The organism is Macromonas nakdongensis (genome assembly GCF_002837145.1).
Lineage (GTDB): Bacteria > Pseudomonadota > Gammaproteobacteria > Burkholderiales > Burkholderiaceae_C > Macromonas_B > Macromonas_B nakdongensis.
Genome location: NZ_NWMV01000089.1, coordinates 1 through 21,665 on the forward strand (window position 1 = coordinate 1; position 21,665 = coordinate 21,665).

Sequence of the window (21,665 nt, forward strand, 5' to 3'; positions counted from 1 at the left end):
GCGCGGCACGCGCCAGCCGGGCCAGGTGGTGCGCCAGGTGGCGGAACACGCCGCCGTCCAGCGCCAGCGTTTCCAGCAGGTCGAACGGGGCGCTGGCCCGCGCCAGGAAGGCGCGCTTGTGGTGCCACTCCTGCCATTCGCCGACCGCGGTCGCGTCGGCGGTGATGCCGCTGCCGATGCCGCAGCGCAAGCGCTCCCCGCGAACCGTCACGGTGCGGATGGGCACGTTGAAGGTGGCAGCCACGGCACCGGGCTGGGAGCCAGGGCGCACCACGCCGACGGCGCCACAGTACACGCCACGCGGGCCGGGCTCCAGGGCGCGGATCTGCCGCATGGCCTGCACCTTGGGCGCCCCGGTGACGGAACCGCAGGGGAACAGCGCGGCGAACACGTCCACCAAACCGGTGCCAGGGCGGGTGCGCGCCTCCACGTCCGACGTCATCTGCCACACCGTGGGCAAGGCCTCCAGGTGGAACAGGCGCGGCACGCGCACCGAAAACGGCTCGGCCACCCGGGACAGGTCGTTGCGGATCAGGTCCACGATCATCACGTTTTCGGCCTGCTCCTTGGCCGACTGGCGCAAGCCCTGGGCGCGGGTGGCGTCCTCGGCCGGGGTGGCACCGCGCGGAGCGGTGCCTTTCATGGGGCGCGAGAGCAGGCGCTGGCCGTCCCAGTCGAAGAACAGCTCGGGCGAGAGCGACAACACCTGCTCCGCCCCGGTGTCGATGAAGGCGGCATACCCGCCCGGCTGGGCCCGGCGCAGCGCGGCGAACAGGTCCCAGGAGCGGCCCTGCGTCAGCACCCCGGTGGTGGGCGCGGTGTGGTTGACCTGGTACAGCTCCCCCGCGGCGATGGCGGCGTGGAGGGTGGCCATGTCGTGCGCGAACGCGGTCGCGTCGTCGGGGAATTGCCAGGTGGCGTGCGCGTCCTGGCTGGGCGGGGGCACCTGCGCCGCGCCCTCGGCGGGCGCTGCGTGCACCCCGAACCAGGCCAGGGGCCCGTCGGGCGGGTGCGTCTGCAGCGCGGTGTCGAAGGCCGGGGCCGCCTCGTACGCCACCCAGCCCACGCACCAGCGGCCTTGTTCGGCCTCGGCCTGCACGGCCTGCAAGACCTCGCGCACCTGGGGCCCAGTGTGTGCCACCAGGGTGCGCAGGGGCGCCCCGAAGGCGGCCCGCAACGGTGAGCCACCTTCGGGGGCGGCGAAATCGACGACAGCGTGGAGCGTCTCGACCACGTCAGGCCGCGCCGATGTTCGGCACCAGCGCACCGGCGTTCTGGCCGTTCTTCAGGGCCGCGGTGAAGGACAGCATGCGGTCGATGGGCTGGCGCGCCCGGGGAATCAGGCCCGCGTCCACGTGGATTTCGTTCAGGCCGCCTTCCAGCACGCGCGCCACGCCGGCCAGGCTGTTCATCGCCATCCAGGGGCAGTGTGCACAGCTTTTGCAGGTGGCGCTGTTGCCGGCGGTGGGCGCCTCGATGAACACCTTGCCCGGGTTCAGCATGCGCAGCTTGTGCATCATGCCGTTGTCGGTGGCGACGATGAATTCTTTTGCGTCCATCTCGGCCGCGGCCTTGAGGATGCCGCTGGTGGAGCCGACCGCGTCGGCCAGCGCCACCACCTCGGCCGGGCTCTCCGGGTGTACCAGCACCTTGGCGCCGGGGTGCTCGGCCATGAGTGCCTTCAACTCGAAGCCTTTGAACTCGTCGTGCACGATGCATGAACCCTGCCACATCACCATGTCGGCGCCGGTTTCGCGCTGGATGTAGCCGCCGAGGTGCTTGTCCGGCCCCCACAGGATCTTGTGGCCTTTGTCCTTGAGCGCGCGCACGATGTCCAGGGCGCAGCTGGAAGTGACCAGCCAGTCGGCACGGGCCTTCACCGCGGCGCTGGTGTTGGCATAAACCACCACGGTGCGGTCGGGGTGCTGGTCGCAAAAAGCACTGAACTCGGGCAACGGGCAGCCCAGGTCGAGCGAACAGTTGGCGTCCAGGTCGGGCATCAGCACGGTCTTTTCGGGCGACAGGATCTTGGCCGTCTCGCCCATGAAACGCACGCCGCTGACCACCAGCGTCTGCGCGGCGTGGTCACGGCCAAAGCGGGCCATCTCCAGGCTGTCGCTGACGATGCCGCCGGTTTCTTCGGCCAGGTCCTGCAGGTCCGGGTGCACGTAGTAGTGCGACACCATCACCGCGTTTTTCTCTTTCAGCAGGCGGCGGATCTTGTCCTTCAGCGCCGCGCGCTCGGCCGGGCCCGGCTCCTCGGGCACGCGGGCCCAGGCGTGCTTGGTGGAGCACGCCGGCTGTTCGTAATCGACTTCAATCACCTGTTCCATGGCACGCCCCCGTTCACAGCGCTTCGAAGCGCATTGAAAAATCCACCGCCTTCACGTCCTTGGTCAGCGCCCCGATGGAGATGCGGTCCACCCCGGTCTCGGCCAGGGCCCGCACCGTGCTTTCGTTGACCCCGCCGGAGATTTCCAGCACCGCCCCACCCTGCGGGTGGGCGGCGTTCAGGCGCACCGCCTCGCGCAGCGTGGGCAGGTCCATGTTGTCCAGCAGCACCATGCGGGCACCGGCGTCCAGCGCCTCCTGCAACTGGGCCAGGGTTTCCACCTCGATCTGCACGAACTTGGCCTGCGGCGCGCTGGCCTGCACCCGCTGCAGCACGGCGGTCACGCCCCCGGCGGCGGCAATGTGGTTTTCCTTGATCAGCACCGCGTCGTACAGCCCCAGGCGGTGGTTGGCACCGCCACCGGTCAGCACCGCGTACTTCTGCGCCAGGCGCAGGCCGGGCAGGGTCTTGCGGGTGTCCACGATCTGCGCCCGCGTGCCGGCCACCAGGCCCACGTAGTGGGCGGTCTTGGTGGCCACGGCGCTCAGGGTCTGCAAAAAGTTCAGCGCGGTGCGCTCGGCCGTCAGCAGGGGCTGGGCCCGGCCTTCGATCTCGAACACCACCTCGTTGGGCGCGCAGCGCTGGCCTTCGGCCACGTGCCAGGTGATGCGGGCCTGCGGGTCCAACGCCGCCAGGGTGGCCTGCACCCAGGGCGCGCCGCAGATCACCGCGGCCTCGCGCGCCAGCACACGGGCCCGGGCGCGTTGCGCGGGGTCCACCAGGGCTGCGGTCAGGTCGCCGGCGCCCACGTCCTCTTGCAGGGCGCGGGCCACGTCGGCACGGGCCAGGGCGGCCAGGGGTTCGGGAGAAAAATCGCTGCTCATTGGGGTCATGCCAGAATCTCGTCGCATCCGGGATGCGGGTTGCCGCCTCTCGCGGGACAGGCCGCAAGCATAACGGTTCCACCGCCCGCGATCGACTAGACTCGCCATTTCCTGCGCCGGCCACCCCCGGGCCGCCGGCCACGCCCGCACAAGAGTGAGAGACCAGCCATGAGCGAGACCACCGCCAGCACGCCGTACGGCACCCTGCCCGCCGCGTCCCCCCTGCCCGGGCGCAAGCCCGTGAGCCTGCCGCGCCTGCAGGAAATGCGCGAGCGCGGCGACAAGATCACCATGCTCACCGCCTACGACGCCACCTTCGCCGCCGTGGCCGACAGCGCCGGCGTGGAATGCCTGCTCATTGGCGACTCGCTCGGCATGGTCTGCCAGGGCCTGAGCAGCACCGTGGGCGTGACGCTGGAAACCATGTGCTACCACACCGAAAGCGTGACCCGGGGCCTGCGCCGGGTGCAGGGCACCGCCTGGGTGCTGGGCGACCTGCCCTTTGGCAGCTACCAGGAATCCAAGGAACAGGCCATCCGCAGCGCCTCGGCGCTGATGCACGCCGGCGCGCACATGGTCAAGCTCGAAGGCGGTGGCTGGACCGCCGACACCGTGCGCTTCCTGGTCGAACGCGGCATCCCCGTCTGCGCCCACCTGGGCCTGACGCCGCAGACCGTGCACGCCCTGGGCGGCTACCGCGTGCAGGGCCGCAACGACAGCGACGCCCTGCGCCTCAAGCGCGAGGCGCTGGAACTGCAGGACGCCGGCGCCACCATGCTGGTGCTGGAAATGGTGCCCGCGGCCCTGGCCGCCGAGGTCACGCACCAGTTGCCGCGCTGCCACACCATCGGCATCGGCTCGGGCAACGGCACCGCCGGCCAGGTGCTGGTCATGCACGACATGCTCGGCATCAACCTGGGCAAGAACCCCAAGTTCGTGCGCAACTTCATGGAAGGCTCGGCCAGCGTCAAGGACGCCATGGCCGCCTACGTCGCCGCCGTGAAAGACGGCAGCTTCCCCGACAACGCGCTGCACGCCTGGTAAACCCCGTTTTTATGCAAGTCGTTCACACCATCGCCGAGCTGCGCCAGCTGCTGGCCCGCTTCGACGCCCCCGCCTTCGTGCCCACCATGGGCAACCTGCACGCCGGCCACCTGGCCCTGGTGCGCCAGGCAAAACCGCTGGGCGACGTGACCGTGGCCAGCATCTTCGTCAACCGCCTGCAGTTCCTGCCGCACGAAGACTTCGACACCTACCCCCGCACCCTGCAGGCCGACTGCGAGCAACTCGCCGCCCACGGTTGCGACGTGGTGTTCGCCCCCTCGGAAACCGAGCTGTACCCGCAACCACAGACCTTCAAGGTACACGCCCCCGCCGCCCTGGGCGACCTGCTCGAAGGCCACTTCCGCCCCGGCTTCTTCACGGGCGTGAGCACGGTGGTGATGAAGTTGTTCCAGATCGTCTTCGGCCAAAGCAAGGGCCAGGGCCACGCCGTCTTTGGCAAGAAGGACTACCAGCAACTCATGGTCATCCGGCAGATGGTGCGGCAGTTTGCTTTGCCCCTCAGCATCCACGGCGGCGAGATCGAACGCGCCGAAGACGGCCTGGCCCTGAGTTCGCGCAACGGCTACCTCTCGACCAGCGAACGGGCCGAGGCGGTGCAACTGTCGCTCGCCCTCAAGACCCTGGCGGCCGGCGTGCTGGGCGGCGAACACAACCTGGCCGCGCTGGAACAGCACGCCATGGCCGCCCTGGCCCAGCGCGGCTGGGCGGTGGACTACCTGACCGTGCGCCGCCGCGACGACCTGCAAGCCCCCGGAACGCCGGACTTCCAGCCCGGCCAGCTGGTGGCCCTGGGCGCGGCCAAGATCGGCCAGACGCGCCTGATCGACAACCTGGAGTTCTAAGGCACCCTGCCCCGGCGGGGTCAGTGGATCTCGGCCACCGGGTCGCGGCCCATCAGGCGCGTCAGCGCCTGGGCCGGGGTCAGGCCACCGTCGAGCAGCGCCACCACCGCCTCGGTGATGGGCATTTCCACACCCAGGCTGCGGGCGCGTTGGGCCACGGTGCGGGCGCTGTACACGCCTTCGGCCACGTGCCCGAGCGAGTCCACCGCCTGCTGCAGCGTCTGCCCCTGGGCCAGCAGCAGGCCCACCTGGCGGTTGCGGCTCAGGTCGCCGGTGGCGGTCAGCACCAGGTCGCCCAGGCCGCTCAGGCCCATGAAGGTTTCCAGTTTGGCACCCAGTGCCAGTCCCAGGCGGGACATTTCGGCCAGCCCGCGGGTGATCAGCGCCGCGCGCGCGTTCAGGCCCAGCCCCAGGCCGTCGCACAGGCCGGTGGCGATGGCCATCACATTCTTCACCGCGCCGCCCACCTCCACGCCGACCACGTCGTCGTTGGCGTAGACGCGCAGGGCCGGGCTGTGGAAAGCCTGCACCAGCAGCCGGCAGACCTCGGGATCGCGGCTGGCGGCCACCAGGGCCGTGGGGGCGCCGCGCGCCACCTCCTGGGCAAAGCTGGGACCACTCAGCACGCCGGCGCGCACACCCGGCGCGACCTGGGCGCATACCTCGTGTCCCAGCAGGCCGACCGCGCCGGCATCGGCACGCTCAAAGCCCTTGCACAGCCAGGCCACCGGCATGGCGACTTCGCGCAAGGCGGTGAGCATGCCGCGCAGGGCGGCCATGGGCGTGCCCACCACCAGCAGATCGTCGCCCTGGATCGCGGCCGGCAAGTCGGCCAGCGCGGTGCTGAACACGGTCAGGCGCTCGGGCAAAGGCAGGCCGGGCAGGTAGCGGGCGTTCTGGCGCTCGGCCTGCAGGCGCGCGGCCTGTGCGGCGTCGCGAGCCCACAGGCGCACCGTGTGCGGCGCACCCACGTCGCTGGCGGCGGCCACGGCCAGGGCGGTGCCCCAGGCCCCGGCCCCCAGCACGGTGATCTTCATCGGGTGCACGGCCGGCGCCGCTTCATTGCAGGCCGTTGGCGGCGCCCTGTTGCGCCTGCTGCTGCTCGTACATGGCCTGGAAGTTGATTTCGGCCAAGTGCACCGGCGGGAAGCCGGCGCGCTGGATCAGGTCGGCCACGTTGCCGCGCAGGTAGGGGTAAACGATCTGCGGGCAGGCGATGCCCATGATCGGGCCCAGCTGGTCTTCGGGCAGGTGGCGGATCTCGAAAATACCGGCCTGCTTGGCCTCCACCAGGAACACGGTGCGGTCCTGGATCTTGGTCTGCACGGTGGCGGTCACGCAGACCTCGTACACGCCCTCGGCCACCGGCTGGGCTTCCACACCCAACTGGATGTCCACACTGGGCTGCTCCTGTTCCAGCAGGATGGCGGGGGAATTCGGCTGCTCCAGCGACGCTTCTTTCAGGTAAACGCGCTGGATCTGGAACACGGGGGTCTGGTCGTCGGCCATGGGGGATGTCTCGGTTGGAGTGAAAAAGGGCCGGTCAAAACAAAACCCGCTGGAGAGCGTTCCCGCAGCGGGTGTCGGACTCGGAACACGCAGGATTATGTCAGCACCCCGTGAGGGGCCCACACGCCCGCGCTCAGGCCGCGAGCAAAGGGGTCAGCCCCCCGCGCGCGTCCAGCGCGTGCAGGTCGTCACAGCCGCCCACGTGCTGGCCGCCGATGAAGATCTGCGGCACGCTGGTGCGCCCCACCAGTTGGGCCATGGCGGCGCGCACTTCGGGTTGGCCGTCCACCACGATTTCTTCCCATTCGGTCACGCCGCGCTGGCGCAGCAGCGCCTTGGCACGCTGACAGTAGGGGCAGTAGTCGCTGCTGTAGATCTTCACTTGGGCCATGGTTGCGGCACTCCGTCAGAAAAAAGGACGTAAAACGCCAGTGTCAGCCTTTTTGCACCGGCAGGTTGGCCGCCCGCCAGGCGCCCATGCCACCGGTGAGGCTGTAGGCCCTGTCGTAACCCAGCTTCTTGGCCACGGCCACGGCTCGGCGCGAACGCACGCCCGAAGCGCACACCAGCACCACCGGCAGTGCCTTGTTTTTGACCACGCCCGCCAGCTTCGCTTCCAGCTCGTCCAGCGGCAGGCTCTTGGCCCCGGTCACGTGGCCGGCGGCGTATTCCTCGGGCGAACACACATCCACCACCACCGCCTTTTCGCGGTTCATCAGCTGCACCACCTCGGTCGGGCTCACGCCATCGGCGCCGCCGCCCTTACCCAGAGTCGGCCAGAGCAGCATGCCCCCCGACGCCAGCGCGACCGCAAACAAGTGCCAGTTTTGTACAAAGAAATCCACGGTACACCTTTCAAAGGAACCTGCTATTCTAAAATGATGGGTTTGCGTCCCGCCCCAACCCGTTCAATTTCACCATGCACAAGCTCGTCCTGATCCGCCACGGCGAATCCACCTGGAACCTCGAAAACCGCTTCACCGGCTGGACCGACGTGGACCTGACGCCCACCGGCGTGTCGCAAGCCATGTCCGCAGGCAAGCTGCTCAAGGCCGAGGGCTGGGACTTCGACCTGTGCTTCACCAGCGTGCTCAAGCGCGCCATCCACACCCTGTGGTACGTGCTCGACGAAATGGACCGCACCTGGCTGCCCGTCACCAAAGACTACCGCCTGAACGAGCGCCACTACGGCGCGCTGCAGGGTCTGAACAAGGTCGACATGGCCAAGCAGTACGGTGACGAGCAGGTGCTGATCTGGCGCCGCAGCTACGACACCCCACCGCCGGCCCTGGAACCGCAAGACCCGCGCGGCCAGCGCAACGACCGCCGCTACGGCCAGCTGGCGCCCGAGCAGATCCCCCTGACCGAGTGCCTGAAAGACACCGTGGCCCGCGTCGTGCCCTACTGGAACGAGACGCTGGCGCCCACCATCCAGAGCGGCAAGCGGGTGCTGATCGCCGCGCACGGCAACTCCATCCGCGCCCTCATCAAGCACCTGGACGGCATTTCCGACGCCGACATCGTGCACCTGAACATCCCCAACGGCATCCCGCTGGTGTACGAATTTGACGACGCCATGCAGCCGATCCGCCGCTACTACCTGGGCGACGCCGAAGCCGCCGCCGCGGCCGCGGCCGCCGTGGCCGGCCAGGGCAAGGCCTGAGCCCACGCCCCGGGTCCGCAGCGGGATTGCGGGCATCGGGGAACCGAAAGCCGCCGCTGCATTCCTAGGTGTATATTGCAACGCAACCGTTCTAAGGGTTGAGTGATGGGCCAGAAATTGAAGATTGCCGGTTGGGTCGCCGTGGGCGCCCTGGCCGGTGCGTTGACCACCGTGCAGCTGCAGGCCGTGGCGCGTGGGGCCCTGTCTCCACTGCCGCTGGAAGAGCTGCAGCAGCTCGCCGCCGTCTTCGGCATGGTCAAGAGCGACTACGTGGAGCCGGTGGACGAGAAGAAGCTCATCACCGACGCCATCTCGGGCATGGTGGCCAGCCTCGACCCGCACTCGCAGTACTTCGACAAGAAGAGCTTCAAGGAATTCCGCGAAGGCACCAGCGGTCGCTTCGTTGGCGTGGGCATCGAGATCACCATGGAAGACGGCCTGGTCAAGGTCGTCTCCCCCATTGAAGATTCCCCGGCCTTCCGCGCCGGGCTCAAGTCCAACGACCTGATCACCAAGGTGGACGACGCCCCGGTCAAGGGCATGACGATCAACGATGCGGTCAAGCGCATGCGTGGCGAGCCCAACACCAAGGTGGTGCTGACCGTGTTCCGCCGCGACGAGAACCGCACCTTCCCGGTCACCATCACGCGCCAGGAAATCAAGACGCAGAGCGTCAAGTCCAAGGTGCTGGAACCCGGTTACGCCTGGCTGCGCGTGTCGCAGTTCCAGGAACGCACGGTCGAAGATTTTGCGCGCAAGCTCGAAGACATCTACAAACAGGAGCCGAAGCTCAAGGGCTTGGTACTGGACCTGCGCAACGACCCGGGCGGTCTGCTCGACGCGGCCGTGGCGCTGTCGGCCGCCTTCCTGCCCGAGAACGTGACCGTGGTCACCACCAACGGCCAGCTGGAAGAAAGCAAGGCCAGCTACCTGGCCGCGCCGCGCTACTACCTGCGCCGCAGCGGCAACGACCCGATCCAGAAGCTCACCGCCGCCACCAAGGGCGCACTCAAGACGGTGCCGCTGGTGGTGCTGGTCAACGAAGGCTCGGCCTCGGCCAGCGAGATCGTCGCCGGCGCCCTGCAGGACCACAAACGCGCCACCGTCATGGGCAGCCAGACCTTCGGCAAGGGCTCGGTGCAGACCGTGCGCCCCTTGGGGCCCGACACCGGCCTGAAGATCACCACGGCGCGCTACTACACCCCGAGCGGCCGCTCCATCCAGGCCAAGGGCATCGTGCCCGACGTGTGGCTGGACGAAACCGCAGAAGGCAACCTCTTCGCCGCCCTGCGCACGCGCGAGGCCGACCTCGACAAGCACCTGGGCAATGGCCAGGAAAAGCCCCAGAGCGAAGCGGAGCAGGAAGCCACCCGCCAGCGCGAACAGGAACGCGAGCAGGCCCGCCTGCGCCTGGAGGAAGAACAGCGCAAAAACCCGGGCGGGCGCATGCTGCCGGAATTCGGCTCCGACAAGGACTTCCCGCTGCAGCAGGCGCTCAACCGCCTCAAGGGCCTGCCGGTGGTGGCCAGCAAGACCGCCACCGAGCGCACCACGCCCCCGGTTGAAAACTGACCCCGACATGAACGACGACCAGTTGCTGCGCTACTCGCGCCACATCCTGCTCAACGAGTTGGGGGTGGAAGGCCAGGAGCGCCTGCTGGCGTCGCACGCCCTGGTGGTGGGCGCCGGTGGCCTGGGTTCGCCGGTGGCGCTGTACCTGGCCAGCGCCGGGGTGGGCCACATCACCCTGGTGGACCACGACACCGTGGACGCCACCAACCTGCAGCGGCAGATTGCGCACAACCTGGACCGCGTCGGCCAGCCCAAGGCCGAGTCGGCCAAGGTGGCGATGCACGCCATCAACCCCGAGGTGCGGGTGGACACGGTGCTGCAGCGCGCCGACGCCGCCCTGCTCGACCAGTTGCTGCCCACCGCTCAGGTGGTGCTGGACTGCACCGACAACTTCGCCACCCGCCACGCCATCAACCGTGCCTGCGTGCGCCACCGGGTTCCGCTGGTGTCGGGCGCGGCCATCCGCTTCGACGGGCAGCTGTCGGTGTACGACACGCGCGACGCTGCCTCGCCCTGCTACGCCTGCGTCTTCCCCGACACCGACGGTCTGGAAGAAACCCGCTGCGCCACCATGGGCGTGTTCGCGCCACTGGTGGGCATGGTGGGCACCATGCAGGCGGCCGAAGCACTCAAGCTGCTGATCGGCATGGGCTCGCGCCTAGTGGGTCGGCTGCAGATGCTGGACGGCCGCGGCCTGGAATTCACCGAGGTGCAACTCGGCCGCAACCCGGCCTGCGCCGTCTGCGGCACCGCGCACTGAACCAGCCCCACCCCGCCTCCGGGGTGTGGCCAACACTCAGGCCGACACGATCCAGCCTTCCAACGGGTCGAACGCGGGCAAGCCGTAGCACGGGTGCCCGGCCGCGTGTTGCGTCCAGGCCCAGGCCGCTTGCAACAAGCACAGCACCGCGTCCAGGCGGTCGCCGCTGGCGTCGTCCAGCGCCGCTTCGCGCTGGGCATGGGTCCATTTCAAGCGCAGTCCAGCCTCGGCCAGCAAGGGCGCGCGCCCGGTTTCGAGCGCGTCGGCCAGGTCTTTGCGGGCGATGAAACGCTCGGGCGTCTGCTTGGCCTTGTCGTCGCTTTTGTAGCTGCGCGTGCCCAGCACGCTGCGCGCCAGCAGGCCGGGGTAGGCTTCCAGCGCCACCCGGCGCGGCCGCGGCGTCGGGGTATCGAACCCTGCGCCGGTGTCGGGGGTGCCCGGGTGCAGCCCGGGCAGGCACACCCCCGCGTCGATCAACAGCGGCACCCCGGCGTGCAGCATGAAGGCCACCGGCGGATTGACCCATTTCATGCTGGGGCTGGAACCGGCCGGGCCGTCGGTGGCGCGGTGGGCGAACTTGCCGCCCACGGGCCGGGCGTTGCAGAAGGCAGCAAAGGCGGCACGAATCTCATCGCGCGACAGCGCGGCGCAGTGCCGCATGCAGCCCAGCCAGTCGGTGGGCCAGCCCAGGGTCTGCACCAGTTCGCGCGGCAGGCCGAAGGGCAAGTCGAAGCCACCGACCCAGTCGGCCGGCTCGCGCAGGCGCTGGGCCCAGCCGTCCAGGGTGTCGAAGGTGTCCCAGCGCTCCAGCACCACCCGTTGCGCCCCCGGGCGGCCCTCGCACCGGCCCACTGCCAGCACCACCGGCTTGCGGCGGCTGGGGGCGCTGCTGAAGTCGCAGCCCCACAGGGCGGGGGCGGCCAGGGGCGGGGTCATGCGGTCAGGACAGGCCGGCGCCCGAGGCGGGCACGGCCCCAAGGGTCAGGCGCGGCCGATGATGCTGGCCGTGGCCATCAGCTCTTCCAGCAGCGCCAGCGACACCTTGCCCGACACGCTGTAGGGGTCGAACTCGGGCTTTTCGGAGTACTTGAGCACGATGGAGGTGTTGAGCTTGCTCAGGTTCACCTGCCCCATGGTCCAGCCGCCGAAGCGCCGCTCGGTGATTTCTTCGTAGTGCAGCAGCTCCACGTCCTGGTGGCGCGGGTCTTCGATGATGTGGTTGTACAACCGGTTGACGGCCGAGCGGCCGCCTTCGATGGCCTGCACAAACACCCCGCCGCCGTAGCAGAGGATGCCGGTGATGCCATTGTTCAGGTTGTGCTGGCGCGCGGCGGCCAGGATGGCCTGGATGGCGTCGGTGCTGTCGGGTTGCACCGCGCGGCTGACGTAGAGCAGTCGGACCAACATCTCACTTGCCCCGGGGAATGAGCGACAGGAATTCGCGGCGCAGGTTGCTGTCCTTGAGGAACACACCGCGCATGACGGAATTGATCATCTTGCTGTCCATGTCCTTCACGCCGCGCCAGGCCATGCAGTAGTGGCTCGCCTCCATCACGATGGCCAGGCCGTCGGGCTGGGTTTTCTCCTGGATCAGGTCGGCCAGCTGCACCACGGCCTCTTCCTGGATCTGCGGGCGGCCCATGATCCACTCGGCCAGGCGCGCGTACTTGCTCAGCCCGATGACGTTGGTGTGTTCGTTGGGCATGACGCCGATCCACACCCGACCGATCACCGGGCAGAAGTGGTGGCTGCAGGCGCTGCGCACGGTGATCGGGCCGACGATCATCAGCTCGTTGAGGTGCTCGGCGTTGGGGAATTCGGTGATGGTGGGCGCCTTCACGTAGCGGCCGCCGAACACCTCTTTCAGGTACATCTTGGCCACGCGCCGGGCGGTGTTGTCGGTGTTGTGGTCGTTGACGGTGTCGATCACCATGCTGTCGAGCACGCCCTGCATCTTCTCGGTGACCTCGTCGAGCAGCGCCTCGAGTTCGCCCGGCTGGAGGAAGTCGGCGATGTTGTCGTTGGAGTGAAACCGTTGGCGGGCGGCCTGCAGGCGCTCGCGGATTTTCACGGACACCGGAGTGCCTTCGTCGGTGGGAGCGTCGGTCATGGTCTCTGAAGATTTCATCAGCATGGCCCATGCTAACACCGCACGGCCCACGGCGCTGGGGCTGGGTCAATAACGGTGGCCGGTGAGGAAGAGCACGGTCCGCATCACGGCAAAGGCGGCCCGGTCGCGCAGGCGCTCGTGCCAGGGGCGGCGGCCCAGCTCGGCCAGCGTCAGGGTGGCACCCTGGGTGCGCATCAGGCGGTCCAGCCGGTCGCGCAACTGGCGGGCAAAGGCGGCGTCGGTGGTGACGACGTTGGCCTCGCGCGCCAGCAGCAGACTCAAGGGGTCGAGGTTGGTGGAACCGACGGTGGCCCAGCGGCCGTCCACCACGGCTACCTTGGCATGCAAGGCGCTGGGCGCGTATTCGTGGATCTCCACCCCTGCGGCCAGCAGGCGGTGGTGCACCGGGCGCGCGGCGTGGTACTGCAAAAAACGCTCGTAGCGCCCCTGGATGAGCAGCCGCACCCGCACCCCGCGCTGCACCGCCAGCACCAGCGCCCGGCGCAGCCGCCGCCCTGGGATGAAGTAGGCGTTGGCAATGACCACCTCGTGCCGCGCCTCGCCAATCGCCTTGAGGTAGGCGCGCTCGATGTCGTGGCGGTGGCGCAGGTTGTCGCGCAGCAGCAGGGCGGCGCTGGCGTGGCGCACGTGCAGTTCGGGGTGCGGGGCGGGGCCCGGGACCGGATCGGTCCAGTCCCAGGCTTCCAGGCGTGGCAGACCTTCGCGCAGGGCCTCCCAGGCGGCGCGGAAGGCGCGCTGGCGCGCGGCACGCACCGCCTGCTGGCGCCACCAGAGCTGCTCCATGGTGTCTTGCATGTCGGCCACCAGCGGGCCGCTGACCTGCAGCGAAAAGTCCAGGCGCGGCGCCTGCAGCGGGCCCAGGTCCAGGTCGTCGCGGTCGTCGATCAGATTGATGCCGCCACAGAAGCCCACGACCCCATCCACCACGCACAGCTTGCGGTGCAAGCGGCGCCAGCGGCTGGGAATCAGCAGGCCCAGCCGACCCAGCGGGGCGTACACGCGCCACTGCACCCCGGCGTGGCGGAAGCGCTGCACCCATTCGGCGGGCAGGCCGGGGGTACCCACCCCGTCCACCACCAAGCGCACCGACACCCCGCGCAGCGCGGCGCGCTCCAGCGCCTCGGCCACCTGCAGGGCGCCGTGGGCGAATTCGAAAATGTAGGTTTCCAGGTGCACCAGCTGGCGAGCACGGTCCATGGCCTGGACCATGGCCGGAAACAGGGCATCGCCCCCTTGTAGCAGGCGCAGGCGGTGGCCGGGCTGCAACAGCGCCTTCACGGCCAGCCCAGCTCCGCGATCAGCGGCAGGTGGTCGGACATGCGCGGCCAGGCGTGTCCGTGCGGCACCTGGGCGTGCAGCAGGCGCAGGCCACGCACGTAAATGCGGTCCAGGTGCAGCAGCGGCAGGCGCGACGGGTAGGTGGCCAGGCGGATGCCGTCAAAGGTGTGCAAGCCCAGGGCGGCCATGGCCGGGTGCAGGCGCACACCCCAGTCGTTGAAGTCGCCAGCCACCAGCAAGGGGGCGTCGGCCGGCACTTCGCGGGCCATGAAGCGGCCCAGCGCCTGCACCTGGCGCTCGCGGCTGGCGTGGATCAGCCCCAGGTGTACCACCACCACGTGCAGCGGCCGCCCGTCGACCTGAACCGTCACGTGCAGCAGGCCGCGCTGCTCAAAACGGTGGTCGGACACGTCGTGGTGGCCGTGGCCCAGCACCGGCCAGCGGCTCAGCAGGGCGTTGCCGTGCTCGCCATGGCGGGTGGTGGCGTTGCTGCGGTACACGGCCTCGTAGCCCTCGGGCGCCAGGTACTGGGCCTGGCCCTGGTCCGGCCAGCGGGCAAAGCGCCGCTGCATCTGGCGGTTGAAGCCGCGCACCTCTTGCAGGCAGACGAGGTCGGCGTCGAACTGCTCCACCGCGTGCACCAGGTTGTGGATCTCCAACCGGCGCGCCGGCCCCAGGCCCTGCACGCCCTTGTGGATGTTGTAGGTGGCCACGCGCAGGGTGTTCATGCGGAAATCATGCCATCAAAGCCTGAGGTTTGACAGGCGCGGCAGCCACAGAATGGCCTCGGCGTTGGACGGCGAAAAGCAGCGCTCGGCAGCGGCTCGCCAGGGCAGCCACTGGAATGCCGTGTGCTCGCGCGGGCTCAGGCGCACCGGGGTGCCGGCGGGCACCTGCAGGCCGAACAGGTGCTCGGTGTTGTGTGTCACCCCGGGCGCATAGCGGTGGCGCCACTGGGGGTAGATCTCGTAGACGTTTTCGAGCGCCCAGTCGGCCAGGGTACAGCCCGGGCCGTGCGCGGCGATGCCGGTTTCTTCGGCCACCTCGCGAGCAGCGGTGGTGGCCCAGGGCTCGGCCTCAAAGTCCTTGGAACCGGTGACGGACTGCCAGAACCCCGGCGCGTCGGCGCGCTCAATCAGCAGCACATCGAGCGCGGGGGTGTGGATGACGACAAGGACGGACTGGGGGAGTTTGAACGGCAGCGGACTCACGCCGCCATTGTGGCGCTCCGGGCAGGGGTTTGACCTAAATCAAATCACACATTTCTACCCACGACAGGGCTAAAGTTCTGCGACAGGTGCCCGATAAATGCTTCAACGAGCTTCCCAACAGGTTCGTGGCCAAGCCGCCATAGGGGTGTGTTTGGCACCGGCAAATCCGGCAATTCTTGCTTTTAAGGAGCTTTCAAATGGCCGCCACGATCAACAGCAACATCCTGTCGCTCAATGCCCAGCGCAACCTGACGACGTCTCAAACCTCGCTGTCCACCTCGGTGCAGCGCCTGTCCTCCGGTCTGCGCATCAACAGCGCCAAAGACGACGCCGCCGGCCTGGCCATTTCCGAGCGCTTCAGCACCCAAATCCGCGGTCTGAACCAGGCCGTGCGCAACGCCAACGACGGCATCTCCCTGGCACAGACCGCTGAAGGCGCGCTGGCCAGCATCGGCAACAACCTGCAGCGCATCCGCGAACTGGCCGTGCAGTCGCGCAACGCCACCAACTCCGACACCGACCGCTCTGCCCTGCAGGCCGAAGTGGCCCAGTTGAAAGAAGAAATCGACCGCGTGGCCAACCAGACCTCGTTCAACGGCACCAAGCTGCTGGACGGCTCGTTCACCGCCAAGGTGTTCCAGGTGGGCGCCGACCAGGGCCAGACCATCAACATCAACTCGATCGCCGACGCCAACGTGGCCGCCCTCGGTGCCTGGACCAGCGTGACCACCCCGGCAACTCCAGTTGCCGGAGTTGCACCCACCGGTACGGGTGCAGTGGCAGGTACGGCCGCTGTTCCCACCGACAGTCCAGCATCTGGCGCATTCACTTCTGCGGTTTCCGACACCGACGGTCAAAACTTCACCCTGACGGTCGGTGGCGTGGAGATCGTCAACGTCACCCAAGCCGGGGGCGTCCCGGAAACGGTTGACGCAGCCGCACTTGACAATGGCCTGACCACTGCAGCCGCAGCTCTTACCGCGGCCGGCATCACGTATACCGGCAGCTTTGCCACCGACGACATTGTCTTCAGCAAAGCCGATGGCACGGATTTCGACATCACCCTGACCAGTGACTTCGCCACGCCTGGTTCGTTTGCTGGGGCAGGCTTTGTGGGCACACAATCCGGTGGCACTCCCGCTGTTCCGGCCGTTGCCGGCACCTTCGGCGCCGTCGATTTCACCATCAACGGCACGACCGTGTCCGTGGGGGCCTCGACCGATGCCGCCGACCGCCTGAGCGACATGGTCACGGCCATCAACGGCCAGACGGGCACGACCGGCGTCACCGCAGCCATCAACGCCGGCGCGCTGACCCTGACCGCTGTCTCGGGCAGCGGCGACATCAACCTGGCCAGCGCCAACGCCGACTTCACCGCCCTGACCGGCTTCACCGCAGGCGACAACCTGGCCACCCCTGGCACCGCCCAGACCGGCTTCTCCAGCCTGGATATTTCCACCGCTGTAGGCGCCGACAACGCCATCCTCGCCATGGACGCCGCGCTGACCACCGTGAACTCGGCCCGCGCCGATCTGGGCGCCATCCAGAACCGCTTCTCCTCGGTGGTGGACAACCTGTCGATCACGGCGGAAAACCTGACCGCCAGCCGCAGCCGCATCATGGACGCGGACTTTGCCGCCGAAACCGCCGCGCTGAGCCGCGCACAGATCCTGCAGCAGGCCGGCACCGCCATGGTGGCCCAGGCCAACCAGTTGCCGCAGGGCGTGCTGGCCCTGCTGCGCTGATCGGACGGCCTTGAAACCACAGCGGCGACAAGCTCCGGCTTGTCGCCGCTTTTCCCCGTTTTCAAAGCTGGGTTTTGAGCGGAAAATGGGGAAGGTCTGCATTGGCAAAGGAGCACGTCATGGCCATTTCTTCCCCCGGCGTCGGCAGCGGGCTGGACATCCAGAGCATCGTCTCGCAGTTGGTGGCACTGGAACAGAAGCCGCTGACCCAGTTGCAAACGGCGGCCAGCAGCACCAAGGCGAAACTGTCTGCATTCGGGCAGTTGAAATCGCAATTTGCCAACCTGCAAGACCAGGCGGCCAAGCTGGCGGGCTCGACGCTGTGGTCGGGCTTGTCCTTGTCGTCTTCCAACAGTGCCGCCATTTCGGGCACGCTGGGCACCGCCGCCACGGCCACGCGTTTCAACATGGAAGTCAGCCAGTTGGCCCAGGCCCAGGGCACGGGATCGGCCGTGGTGCCCACGGGCACCAACATGTCCGGACGCCTGACGATTGCCCTGGGCACCTGGAGCCAGGTGGACGACGACAACGACCCGGACACCCCCACCGTTTCGCAATTTGGGCCCCAGAGCGGTCAAACGCCAGTCAACGTGGACATTGCCGCCACCGACAAGCTCAGCGACATCGTGAAAAAGATCAACGATGCGGACGCGGGCGTGAGCGCCACCATCCTGAAGGACGCGAGCGGTGAACGCCTGCTGATCCGTTCGGACGAAACCGGTGCGACCAATGGCTTCCGGATCCAAACGTCGAACGCGGGGGTGGGCAGCAGCATCGCCCAACTGGGCTACGACCCCGAGAACGGCAGCTCGGGCATGACACTCTCCCAGGCGGCACAAAACACTTTGGCCACGATCAACGGCGTTTCGGTGTCTTCCACCAACAACGTGTTTGAAAACGCCGTGCCGGGCATCACCCTGACGGCCAACCAGGTGACGACCGGGCCGGTGGACATCCGTGTCTCGCAGGACACCGCCGCGATGAAGACGGCCATCACCAACCTGGTGTCGTCGTACAACGCCTTGAGCAGCGCCTTGGCGACGATGACGGCCGTGGCCCCCGAAGGCGGCACTTCGGGCACCCTGCAGGGCGATGGCACGGTCAACAACCTGCAGAACATGCTGCGGCGCACCGTGACTGGCGCGGTGGCGGGCGGCTCGTTCAACTCCCTGTCGGCGGTGGGCGTCGAATTCCAGAAAGACGGGACCCTGAAGGTCAACGACAGCAAGCTGACCGCGGCCCTTCAGAACCCGGAAGCGCTGCAGGCCTTCTTCGTCGGCACCGACAGCAACCCTGGCCTGGGGGCCCGGGTGCGGAACCTGGCCCAGGGGCTGCTGGGCAGCACGGGGGCCATCACCTCGCGCACCAACGCCTTGCAAGGCAGTCTGGACCGCAACGCCAAAGAGCAGGACAAGATCGAAGCGCGCATCAGCCTGACGGAAGAACGGCTGTACGCCAAATACAGCCGCCTGGACGCGAGCCTGACCCAGATGAATTCGCTGAGTTCCTACGTCAGCCAGCAGGTCACGAGCTGGAACAACCAAAAAAGCAGTTGACGCCCACCGCTGCCGCGACCAGCCCACCGCCCGCAGGCCGTGGGCTTTAACTTTGAAAGAGGCCGGCGTTTCCCCCCGTTATCCACCGATTGCCGCCGCGGTTGGAATTGACAATTGAGCCATTCCTCTGATTCTCTTCAGGAGTCCGAACATGGCACAGGTCATCAACACCAACATCTTGTCGCTCAATGCCCAGCGCAACCTGACGACATCCCAGGCATCCCTCGCCACCGCGGTGCAGCGCCTGTCCTCCGGTCTGCGCATCAACAGCGCCAAGGACGACGCCGCCGGCCTGGCCATCTCGGAACGCTTCACCACGCAGATCCGCGGCTTGAACCAGGCTGTGCGCAACGCCAACGACGGCATCTCCCTGTCGCAAACGGCCGAAGGTGCAATGGCCAGCATTGGCAACAACCTGCAGCGTATCCGCGAACTGGCCGTGCAGTCGCGCAACGCCACCAACTCCGACACCGACCGTGCCGCCCTGCAGGCGGAAGCGGCGCAGCTGAAGGAAGAAATCGACCGCGTGGCCAACCAGACCACATTCAACGGCATCAAATTGCTGGACGGTTCCTTCACCGCCCAGGTGTTCCAGGTGGGCGCCGACCAGGGTCAGACCATCGGCATCAACTCCATCGCCGACGCCAACGTGGCCGCCCTGGGCACCTGGACCAGCGTGGCCACCCCTGCGGGTCCGATCACCGGCGCTGCGCCGGCGGGCACCGGGGGCACGGCCGACAACTACAGCTACACACTGAACACGCCCACCAACGTGGACATCGGTGCCGGCGCGGTCGATGCCTCTGGTATGAGCCTGAGCGCGACGAACGCCACCAGCCTGGCGGCGCAGCAGGACCTGATGACCCAGTTGGCGGCTTTTGTGGATGCCGGGACATTGAGCGCCTCGTTCGACAGCGGCACGGGCCTCATGACCGTGAGCAACGCCAGCGGGGGCGCCCTGCCACTGGACTTGACCGCGTTCTTTGGCGGAACCGCCAGTCCTCTGGCCGATGGGGCCAGCACCACCTTCGACATCGCCGACCTGGCGGCCCCGGCCTTGACTGCCGGCACGCCTGGCACTTACAGCCCGCTCACCGCCACGGCCTTCACCCTCAACGGCACCAACATCGAAGTGGCCGCCGCCCCCGACAGCACCACCCGGCTGAACGATCTGGTCACCGCCATCAACGCCCAGACCGGCGCCACCGGTGTCACAGCGGCCGTGACCAGCGGCGCACTGACGCTGACTTCGGTCAGCGGTTCGGGGGATATCAACATCGGCGGGGACGACGCGACCGTGGTGCTGGCACAAACCGGCCTGACCGTTCAGGACAACCTCGCCACTCCAGGCACCAGCCAACTGGGGTTCACTGGGCTGGACATCTCCACCACCGAAGGTGCCGACAACGCCATCCTCGCCATGGACGCCGCCCTCACCGTTATCAGCTCTTCCAGGGCCGACCTGGGTGCCATCCAGAACCGCTTCATGTCCACGATCGAAAACCTGTCGATCACGGCGGAAAACCTGACCGCCAGCCGCAGCCGCATCATGGACGCCGACTTTGCCGCCGAAACCGCCGCACTGAGCCGCGCGCAGATCCTGCAGCAGGCCGGCACCGCCATGGTGGCCCAGGCCAACCAGGTGCCGCAAGGGGTGCTGCAGTTGCTGCAAGGCTGAGCCCCACACCGCCCCCGCCCATCTTCAAGCCCTGGCCCGCGCCAGGGCTTTTTGCATCTGCCCGGTAAAGAAGTTGCGGGGACCGCCGATATGTCTTACAACACAGACATTTCGCCCAGGAAGCCACCATGACGTTCCCCAGCAACCGTGCCGCCTCGGCTTACCGCAATGTGGGTTTGCAAACGCGCGCCCCTCAGCACGACCAACACCAGTTGGTGACCATGATGTTCGAAAGCGTGCTGGAAAGCCTGGCGCGAGCACGCGGCGCCATCGAGCAAGGCGACACCGCCACCAAGGTGCAGCAGGTGGCCAAAGCCATCCGCATTGTGCAAGAGGGTCTGCGCACCAGCCTGGACCTGGAAAACGGCGGCGAGTTGGCCGGGAATCTGGCCAACCTGTACGACTACGCGGTGATGCGCATGACCCAGGCCAACGCGATGAACGACACACGGGCACTGGAAGAGGTGGCGCAGCTCATCAAACCCGTGGCCGAGGCCTGGCAGCAAATGCGCGCCGGCACGCCGGACGCCACACCGACCGCCAACGCTTCTGAGCCGTCCACTCCGACGCGGGCCACGCCCTCGAAAGCACCGCCCACCGTGCGGCGCCTGGGCAATGTGTACGGCCCGGGCATGGCCTACGCCTGAATCCGCCACCCACCCCAACAGAAGCCCGGTACTGCCCGGGCTTTTTGCCGTTTAGGGCCGGTCAAGTTGCCACGGCACGCACCGATATAGTTCACATGCAGTCACCACATCACCCCGACCCCACCCTGACCGCCGGCTACCAGCAACTGGAATCGACCAGCCGCCAGATGCTGGCCGCGGCCCAACGCCAGGACTGGCGTGCCGTGCAGCAGCTGGAGTTGAGTGCGCAGCGCCAGGTGGCCGATCTGCAGCATCCACCCGCCCCACTGAGCCCCGCCGAACGCCAAGCCCGGCAGCGGGTGCTGTTGGCGGTGCTGCGGCACGACGCCCAGGTGCGCGCCCTGGCCGACCCGGCCGTCCACCGCATCACCCACGGCCGGCCGCAGCTGCACTGAATCCACTTCACACCCCGGTCAAGTTGACCGATACTCTGCCGATAACATAGGAAAGAACACACGCGACCGCACAGGACTACGCCATGACCCTCCCCCTCATCGACTATTACAAGGCCATCGAAAGCACCAGCCAAGCCATGCTGGACGCCGCCTTGGTGGAGGACTGGGACGAGGTGGTGCGCCTGGAAGGGGCTTGCGCCGTGCTGATCGAGCAACTGCGCGAACGCGGCAAGGGCCTGGATTTGTCGGCGCAGGAGCGGACGGAAAAGCACCGCATCATGATGACCATCCTGCGCCACGACGCGCAGATCCGCGAGCTGGTGGAGCCCTGGATCGACGACCTGGGGCAGATGGTGGCGGTGCAACGCCCGGTGCAGCTGCACTGAACCGGGCCGGC

24 protein-coding genes are annotated in these 21,665 nt (G+C 67.9%); 11 read left to right on the forward strand and 13 right to left on the reverse strand.

Annotated features, from left to right (window positions below):
* The 3 genes from pabB to nadC form a co-directional block, all read right to left on the reverse strand.
* Nucleotides 1-1,234: aminodeoxychorismate synthase component I (pabB, locus tag CON77_RS11695; protein WP_101049401.1), on the reverse strand; the 1,234-nt coding region annotated here is incomplete at its 3' end.
* Between the two features lies 1 nt (nucleotide 1,235).
* Entirely contained in the window at nucleotides 1,236-2,333 is a 1,098-nt protein-coding gene (gene nadA / locus CON77_RS11700) for a quinolinate synthase NadA (protein WP_101049347.1), read from the reverse strand.
* A 13-nt stretch (nucleotides 2,334-2,346) separates the two neighbouring features.
* Nucleotides 2,347-3,225, reverse strand: coding sequence for a carboxylating nicotinate-nucleotide diphosphorylase (nadC, locus tag CON77_RS11705; protein WP_101049349.1), 879 nt, complete (start codon nucleotides 3,223-3,225; stop codon nucleotides 2,347-2,349).
* Between the two features lie 159 nt (nucleotides 3,226-3,384).
* Between nadC and panB the strand changes: the two genes are divergently transcribed.
* Entirely contained in the window at nucleotides 3,385-4,260 is an 876-nt protein-coding gene (panB, locus tag CON77_RS11710; RefSeq protein WP_101049351.1) for a 3-methyl-2-oxobutanoate hydroxymethyltransferase, read from the forward strand.
* An 11-nt stretch (nucleotides 4,261-4,271) separates the two neighbouring features.
* Nucleotides 4,272-5,123 (forward strand): pantoate--beta-alanine ligase, encoded by an 852-nt coding sequence (panC, locus tag CON77_RS11715; RefSeq protein WP_101049353.1) that lies wholly within the window; start codon nucleotides 4,272-4,274, stop codon nucleotides 5,121-5,123.
* A 20-nt stretch (nucleotides 5,124-5,143) separates the two neighbouring features.
* Here the strand turns inward: panC and CON77_RS11720 are convergent, their stop codons facing one another.
* The 4 genes from CON77_RS11720 to CON77_RS11735 form a co-directional block, all read right to left on the reverse strand.
* A complete protein-coding gene (locus CON77_RS11720) occupies nucleotides 5,144-6,160 on the reverse strand; it encodes an NAD(P)H-dependent glycerol-3-phosphate dehydrogenase (protein ID WP_101049355.1) in 1,017 nt (338 codons plus the stop codon).
* 22 nt (nucleotides 6,161-6,182) lie between these two features.
* The gene (secB, locus tag CON77_RS11725; protein WP_101049357.1) at nucleotides 6,183-6,632 is read right to left on the reverse strand and encodes a protein-export chaperone SecB; all 450 of its coding nucleotides are present in this window, start codon (nucleotides 6,630-6,632) and stop codon (nucleotides 6,183-6,185) included.
* Nucleotides 6,633-6,765: 133 nt separating this feature from the next.
* The gene (grxC, locus tag CON77_RS11730) at nucleotides 6,766-7,023 is read right to left on the reverse strand and encodes a glutaredoxin 3 (RefSeq protein WP_101049359.1); all 258 of its coding nucleotides are present in this window, start codon (nucleotides 7,021-7,023) and stop codon (nucleotides 6,766-6,768) included.
* Between the two features lie 43 nt (nucleotides 7,024-7,066).
* Nucleotides 7,067-7,477 (reverse strand): rhodanese-like domain-containing protein, encoded by a 411-nt coding sequence (locus CON77_RS11735; protein ID WP_101049361.1) that lies wholly within the window; start codon nucleotides 7,475-7,477, stop codon nucleotides 7,067-7,069.
* Nucleotides 7,478-7,551: 74 nt separating this feature from the next.
* Between CON77_RS11735 and gpmA the strand changes: the two genes are divergently transcribed.
* The 3 genes from gpmA (at nucleotide 7,552) to CON77_RS11750 (ending at nucleotide 10,627) form a co-directional block, all read left to right on the forward strand.
* The gene (gene gpmA / locus CON77_RS11740) at nucleotides 7,552-8,295 is read left to right on the forward strand and encodes a 2,3-diphosphoglycerate-dependent phosphoglycerate mutase (protein ID WP_101049363.1); all 744 of its coding nucleotides are present in this window, start codon (nucleotides 7,552-7,554) and stop codon (nucleotides 8,293-8,295) included.
* 105 nt (nucleotides 8,296-8,400) lie between these two features.
* Nucleotides 8,401-9,867 (forward strand): S41 family peptidase, encoded by a 1,467-nt coding sequence (locus tag CON77_RS11745; protein WP_101049365.1) that lies wholly within the window; start codon nucleotides 8,401-8,403, stop codon nucleotides 9,865-9,867.
* A 7-nt stretch (nucleotides 9,868-9,874) separates the two neighbouring features.
* Nucleotides 9,875-10,627: a HesA/MoeB/ThiF family protein gene (locus CON77_RS11750; protein ID WP_101049367.1), complete on the forward strand. Its 753-nt coding sequence runs from the start codon at nucleotides 9,875-9,877 to the stop codon at nucleotides 10,625-10,627.
* Nucleotides 10,628-10,663: 36 nt separating this feature from the next.
* Here CON77_RS11750 and CON77_RS11755 read toward each other — a convergent pair whose 3' ends face one another.
* The 6 genes from CON77_RS11755 to nudB form a co-directional block, all read right to left on the reverse strand.
* Nucleotides 10,664-11,563, reverse strand: coding sequence for a DUF429 domain-containing protein (locus CON77_RS11755; RefSeq protein WP_101049369.1), 900 nt, complete (start codon nucleotides 11,561-11,563; stop codon nucleotides 10,664-10,666).
* Between the two features lie 45 nt (nucleotides 11,564-11,608).
* Entirely contained in the window at nucleotides 11,609-12,034 is a 426-nt protein-coding gene (locus tag CON77_RS11760; protein ID WP_101049371.1) for a BLUF domain-containing protein, read from the reverse strand.
* 1 nt (nucleotide 12,035) lies between these two features.
* Complete coding sequence (gene folE / locus CON77_RS11765) at nucleotides 12,036-12,761, reverse strand: GTP cyclohydrolase I (RefSeq protein ID WP_101049373.1); 726 nt, start codon at nucleotides 12,759-12,761, stop codon at nucleotides 12,036-12,038.
* Between the two features lie 42 nt (nucleotides 12,762-12,803).
* Nucleotides 12,804-13,967, reverse strand: coding sequence for a cardiolipin synthase ClsB (gene clsB, locus CON77_RS11770; protein ID WP_232788522.1), 1,164 nt, complete (start codon nucleotides 13,965-13,967; stop codon nucleotides 12,804-12,806).
* A 65-nt stretch (nucleotides 13,968-14,032) separates the two neighbouring features.
* On the reverse strand, nucleotides 14,033-14,764 hold the full coding sequence (locus CON77_RS11775) for an endonuclease/exonuclease/phosphatase family protein (protein WP_101049375.1): 732 nt from the start codon (nucleotides 14,762-14,764) through the stop codon (nucleotides 14,033-14,035).
* A gap of 15 nt (nucleotides 14,765-14,779) precedes the next feature.
* Nucleotides 14,780-15,247 carry a dihydroneopterin triphosphate diphosphatase gene (nudB, locus tag CON77_RS11780; protein WP_101049377.1) on the reverse strand — a complete coding sequence of 156 codons (468 nt, stop codon included), beginning with the start codon at nucleotides 15,245-15,247 and terminating at the stop codon, nucleotides 14,780-14,782.
* 197 nt (nucleotides 15,248-15,444) lie between these two features.
* Between nudB and CON77_RS11785 the strand changes: the two genes are divergently transcribed.
* The 6 genes from CON77_RS11785 to CON77_RS11810 all read left to right on the forward strand — a co-directional run bounded on the left by CON77_RS11785 (nucleotide 15,445) and on the right by CON77_RS11810 (nucleotide 21,654).
* A complete protein-coding gene (locus tag CON77_RS11785; protein WP_101049379.1) occupies nucleotides 15,445-16,992 on the forward strand; it encodes a flagellin N-terminal helical domain-containing protein in 1,548 nt (515 codons plus the stop codon).
* A 119-nt stretch (nucleotides 16,993-17,111) separates the two neighbouring features.
* Nucleotides 17,112-18,548, forward strand: coding sequence for a flagellar filament capping protein FliD (gene fliD / locus CON77_RS11790; protein ID WP_101049381.1), 1,437 nt, complete (start codon nucleotides 17,112-17,114; stop codon nucleotides 18,546-18,548).
* Between the two features lie 151 nt (nucleotides 18,549-18,699).
* Nucleotides 18,700-20,226 (forward strand): flagellin N-terminal helical domain-containing protein, encoded by a 1,527-nt coding sequence (locus CON77_RS11795; RefSeq protein WP_101049383.1) that lies wholly within the window; start codon nucleotides 18,700-18,702, stop codon nucleotides 20,224-20,226.
* A 128-nt stretch (nucleotides 20,227-20,354) separates the two neighbouring features.
* Nucleotides 20,355-20,873, forward strand: coding sequence for a flagellar export chaperone FliS (fliS, locus tag CON77_RS11800; protein ID WP_101049385.1), 519 nt, complete (start codon nucleotides 20,355-20,357; stop codon nucleotides 20,871-20,873).
* A 95-nt stretch (nucleotides 20,874-20,968) separates the two neighbouring features.
* Nucleotides 20,969-21,268 (forward strand): flagellar protein FliT, encoded by a 300-nt coding sequence (locus CON77_RS11805; RefSeq protein WP_101049387.1) that lies wholly within the window; start codon nucleotides 20,969-20,971, stop codon nucleotides 21,266-21,268.
* 83 nt (nucleotides 21,269-21,351) lie between these two features.
* Nucleotides 21,352-21,654: a flagellar protein FliT gene (locus CON77_RS11810; protein ID WP_101049389.1), complete on the forward strand. Its 303-nt coding sequence runs from the start codon at nucleotides 21,352-21,354 to the stop codon at nucleotides 21,652-21,654.
* Nucleotides 21,655-21,665 lie beyond the last annotated feature (11 nt).

Bases quoted from the DNA above. Each gene is read 5' to 3' on its own strand.
- CON77_RS11750 (WP_101049367.1), top strand. From the start codon at position 9,875: ATGAACGACGACCAGTTGCTGCGCTACTCGCGCCACATCCTGCTCAAC.
- grxC (WP_101049359.1), bottom strand. From the start codon at position 7,023: ATGGCCCAAGTGAAGATCTACAGCAGCGACTACTGCCCCTACTGTCAG.
- CON77_RS11760 (WP_101049371.1), bottom strand. From the start codon at position 12,034: ATGTTGGTCCGACTGCTCTACGTCAGCCGCGCGGTGCAACCCGACAGC.
- clsB (WP_232788522.1), bottom strand. From the start codon at position 13,967: ATGGTCCAGGCCATGGACCGTGCTCGCCAGCTGGTGCACCTGGAAACC.
- secB (WP_101049357.1), bottom strand. From the start codon at position 6,632: ATGGCCGACGACCAGACCCCCGTGTTCCAGATCCAGCGCGTTTACCTG.
- fliD (WP_101049381.1), top strand. From the start codon at position 17,112: ATGGCCATTTCTTCCCCCGGCGTCGGCAGCGGGCTGGACATCCAGAGC.
- nadC (WP_101049349.1), bottom strand. From the start codon at position 3,225: ATGACCCCAATGAGCAGCGATTTTTCTCCCGAACCCCTGGCCGCCCTG.
- folE (WP_101049373.1), bottom strand. From the start codon at position 12,761: ATGCTGATGAAATCTTCAGAGACCATGACCGACGCTCCCACCGACGAA.
- CON77_RS11755 (WP_101049369.1), bottom strand. From the start codon at position 11,563: ATGACCCCGCCCCTGGCCGCCCCCGCCCTGTGGGGCTGCGACTTCAGC.
- CON77_RS11785 (WP_101049379.1), top strand. From the start codon at position 15,445: ATGGCCGCCACGATCAACAGCAACATCCTGTCGCTCAATGCCCAGCGC.
- gpmA (WP_101049363.1), top strand. From the start codon at position 7,552: ATGCACAAGCTCGTCCTGATCCGCCACGGCGAATCCACCTGGAACCTC.
- panB (WP_101049351.1), top strand. From the start codon at position 3,385: ATGAGCGAGACCACCGCCAGCACGCCGTACGGCACCCTGCCCGCCGCG.
- CON77_RS11805 (WP_101049387.1), top strand. From the start codon at position 20,969: ATGCAGTCACCACATCACCCCGACCCCACCCTGACCGCCGGCTACCAG.
- CON77_RS11745 (WP_101049365.1), top strand. From the start codon at position 8,401: ATGGGCCAGAAATTGAAGATTGCCGGTTGGGTCGCCGTGGGCGCCCTG.
- panC (WP_101049353.1), top strand. From the start codon at position 4,272: ATGCAAGTCGTTCACACCATCGCCGAGCTGCGCCAGCTGCTGGCCCGC.
- CON77_RS11795 (WP_101049383.1), top strand. From the start codon at position 18,700: ATGGCACAGGTCATCAACACCAACATCTTGTCGCTCAATGCCCAGCGC.
- nadA (WP_101049347.1), bottom strand. From the start codon at position 2,333: ATGGAACAGGTGATTGAAGTCGATTACGAACAGCCGGCGTGCTCCACC.
- CON77_RS11720 (WP_101049355.1), bottom strand. From the start codon at position 6,160: ATGAAGATCACCGTGCTGGGGGCCGGGGCCTGGGGCACCGCCCTGGCC.
- fliS (WP_101049385.1), top strand. From the start codon at position 20,355: ATGACGTTCCCCAGCAACCGTGCCGCCTCGGCTTACCGCAATGTGGGT.
- CON77_RS11810 (WP_101049389.1), top strand. From the start codon at position 21,352: ATGACCCTCCCCCTCATCGACTATTACAAGGCCATCGAAAGCACCAGC.
- CON77_RS11775 (WP_101049375.1), bottom strand. From the start codon at position 14,764: ATGAACACCCTGCGCGTGGCCACCTACAACATCCACAAGGGCGTGCAG.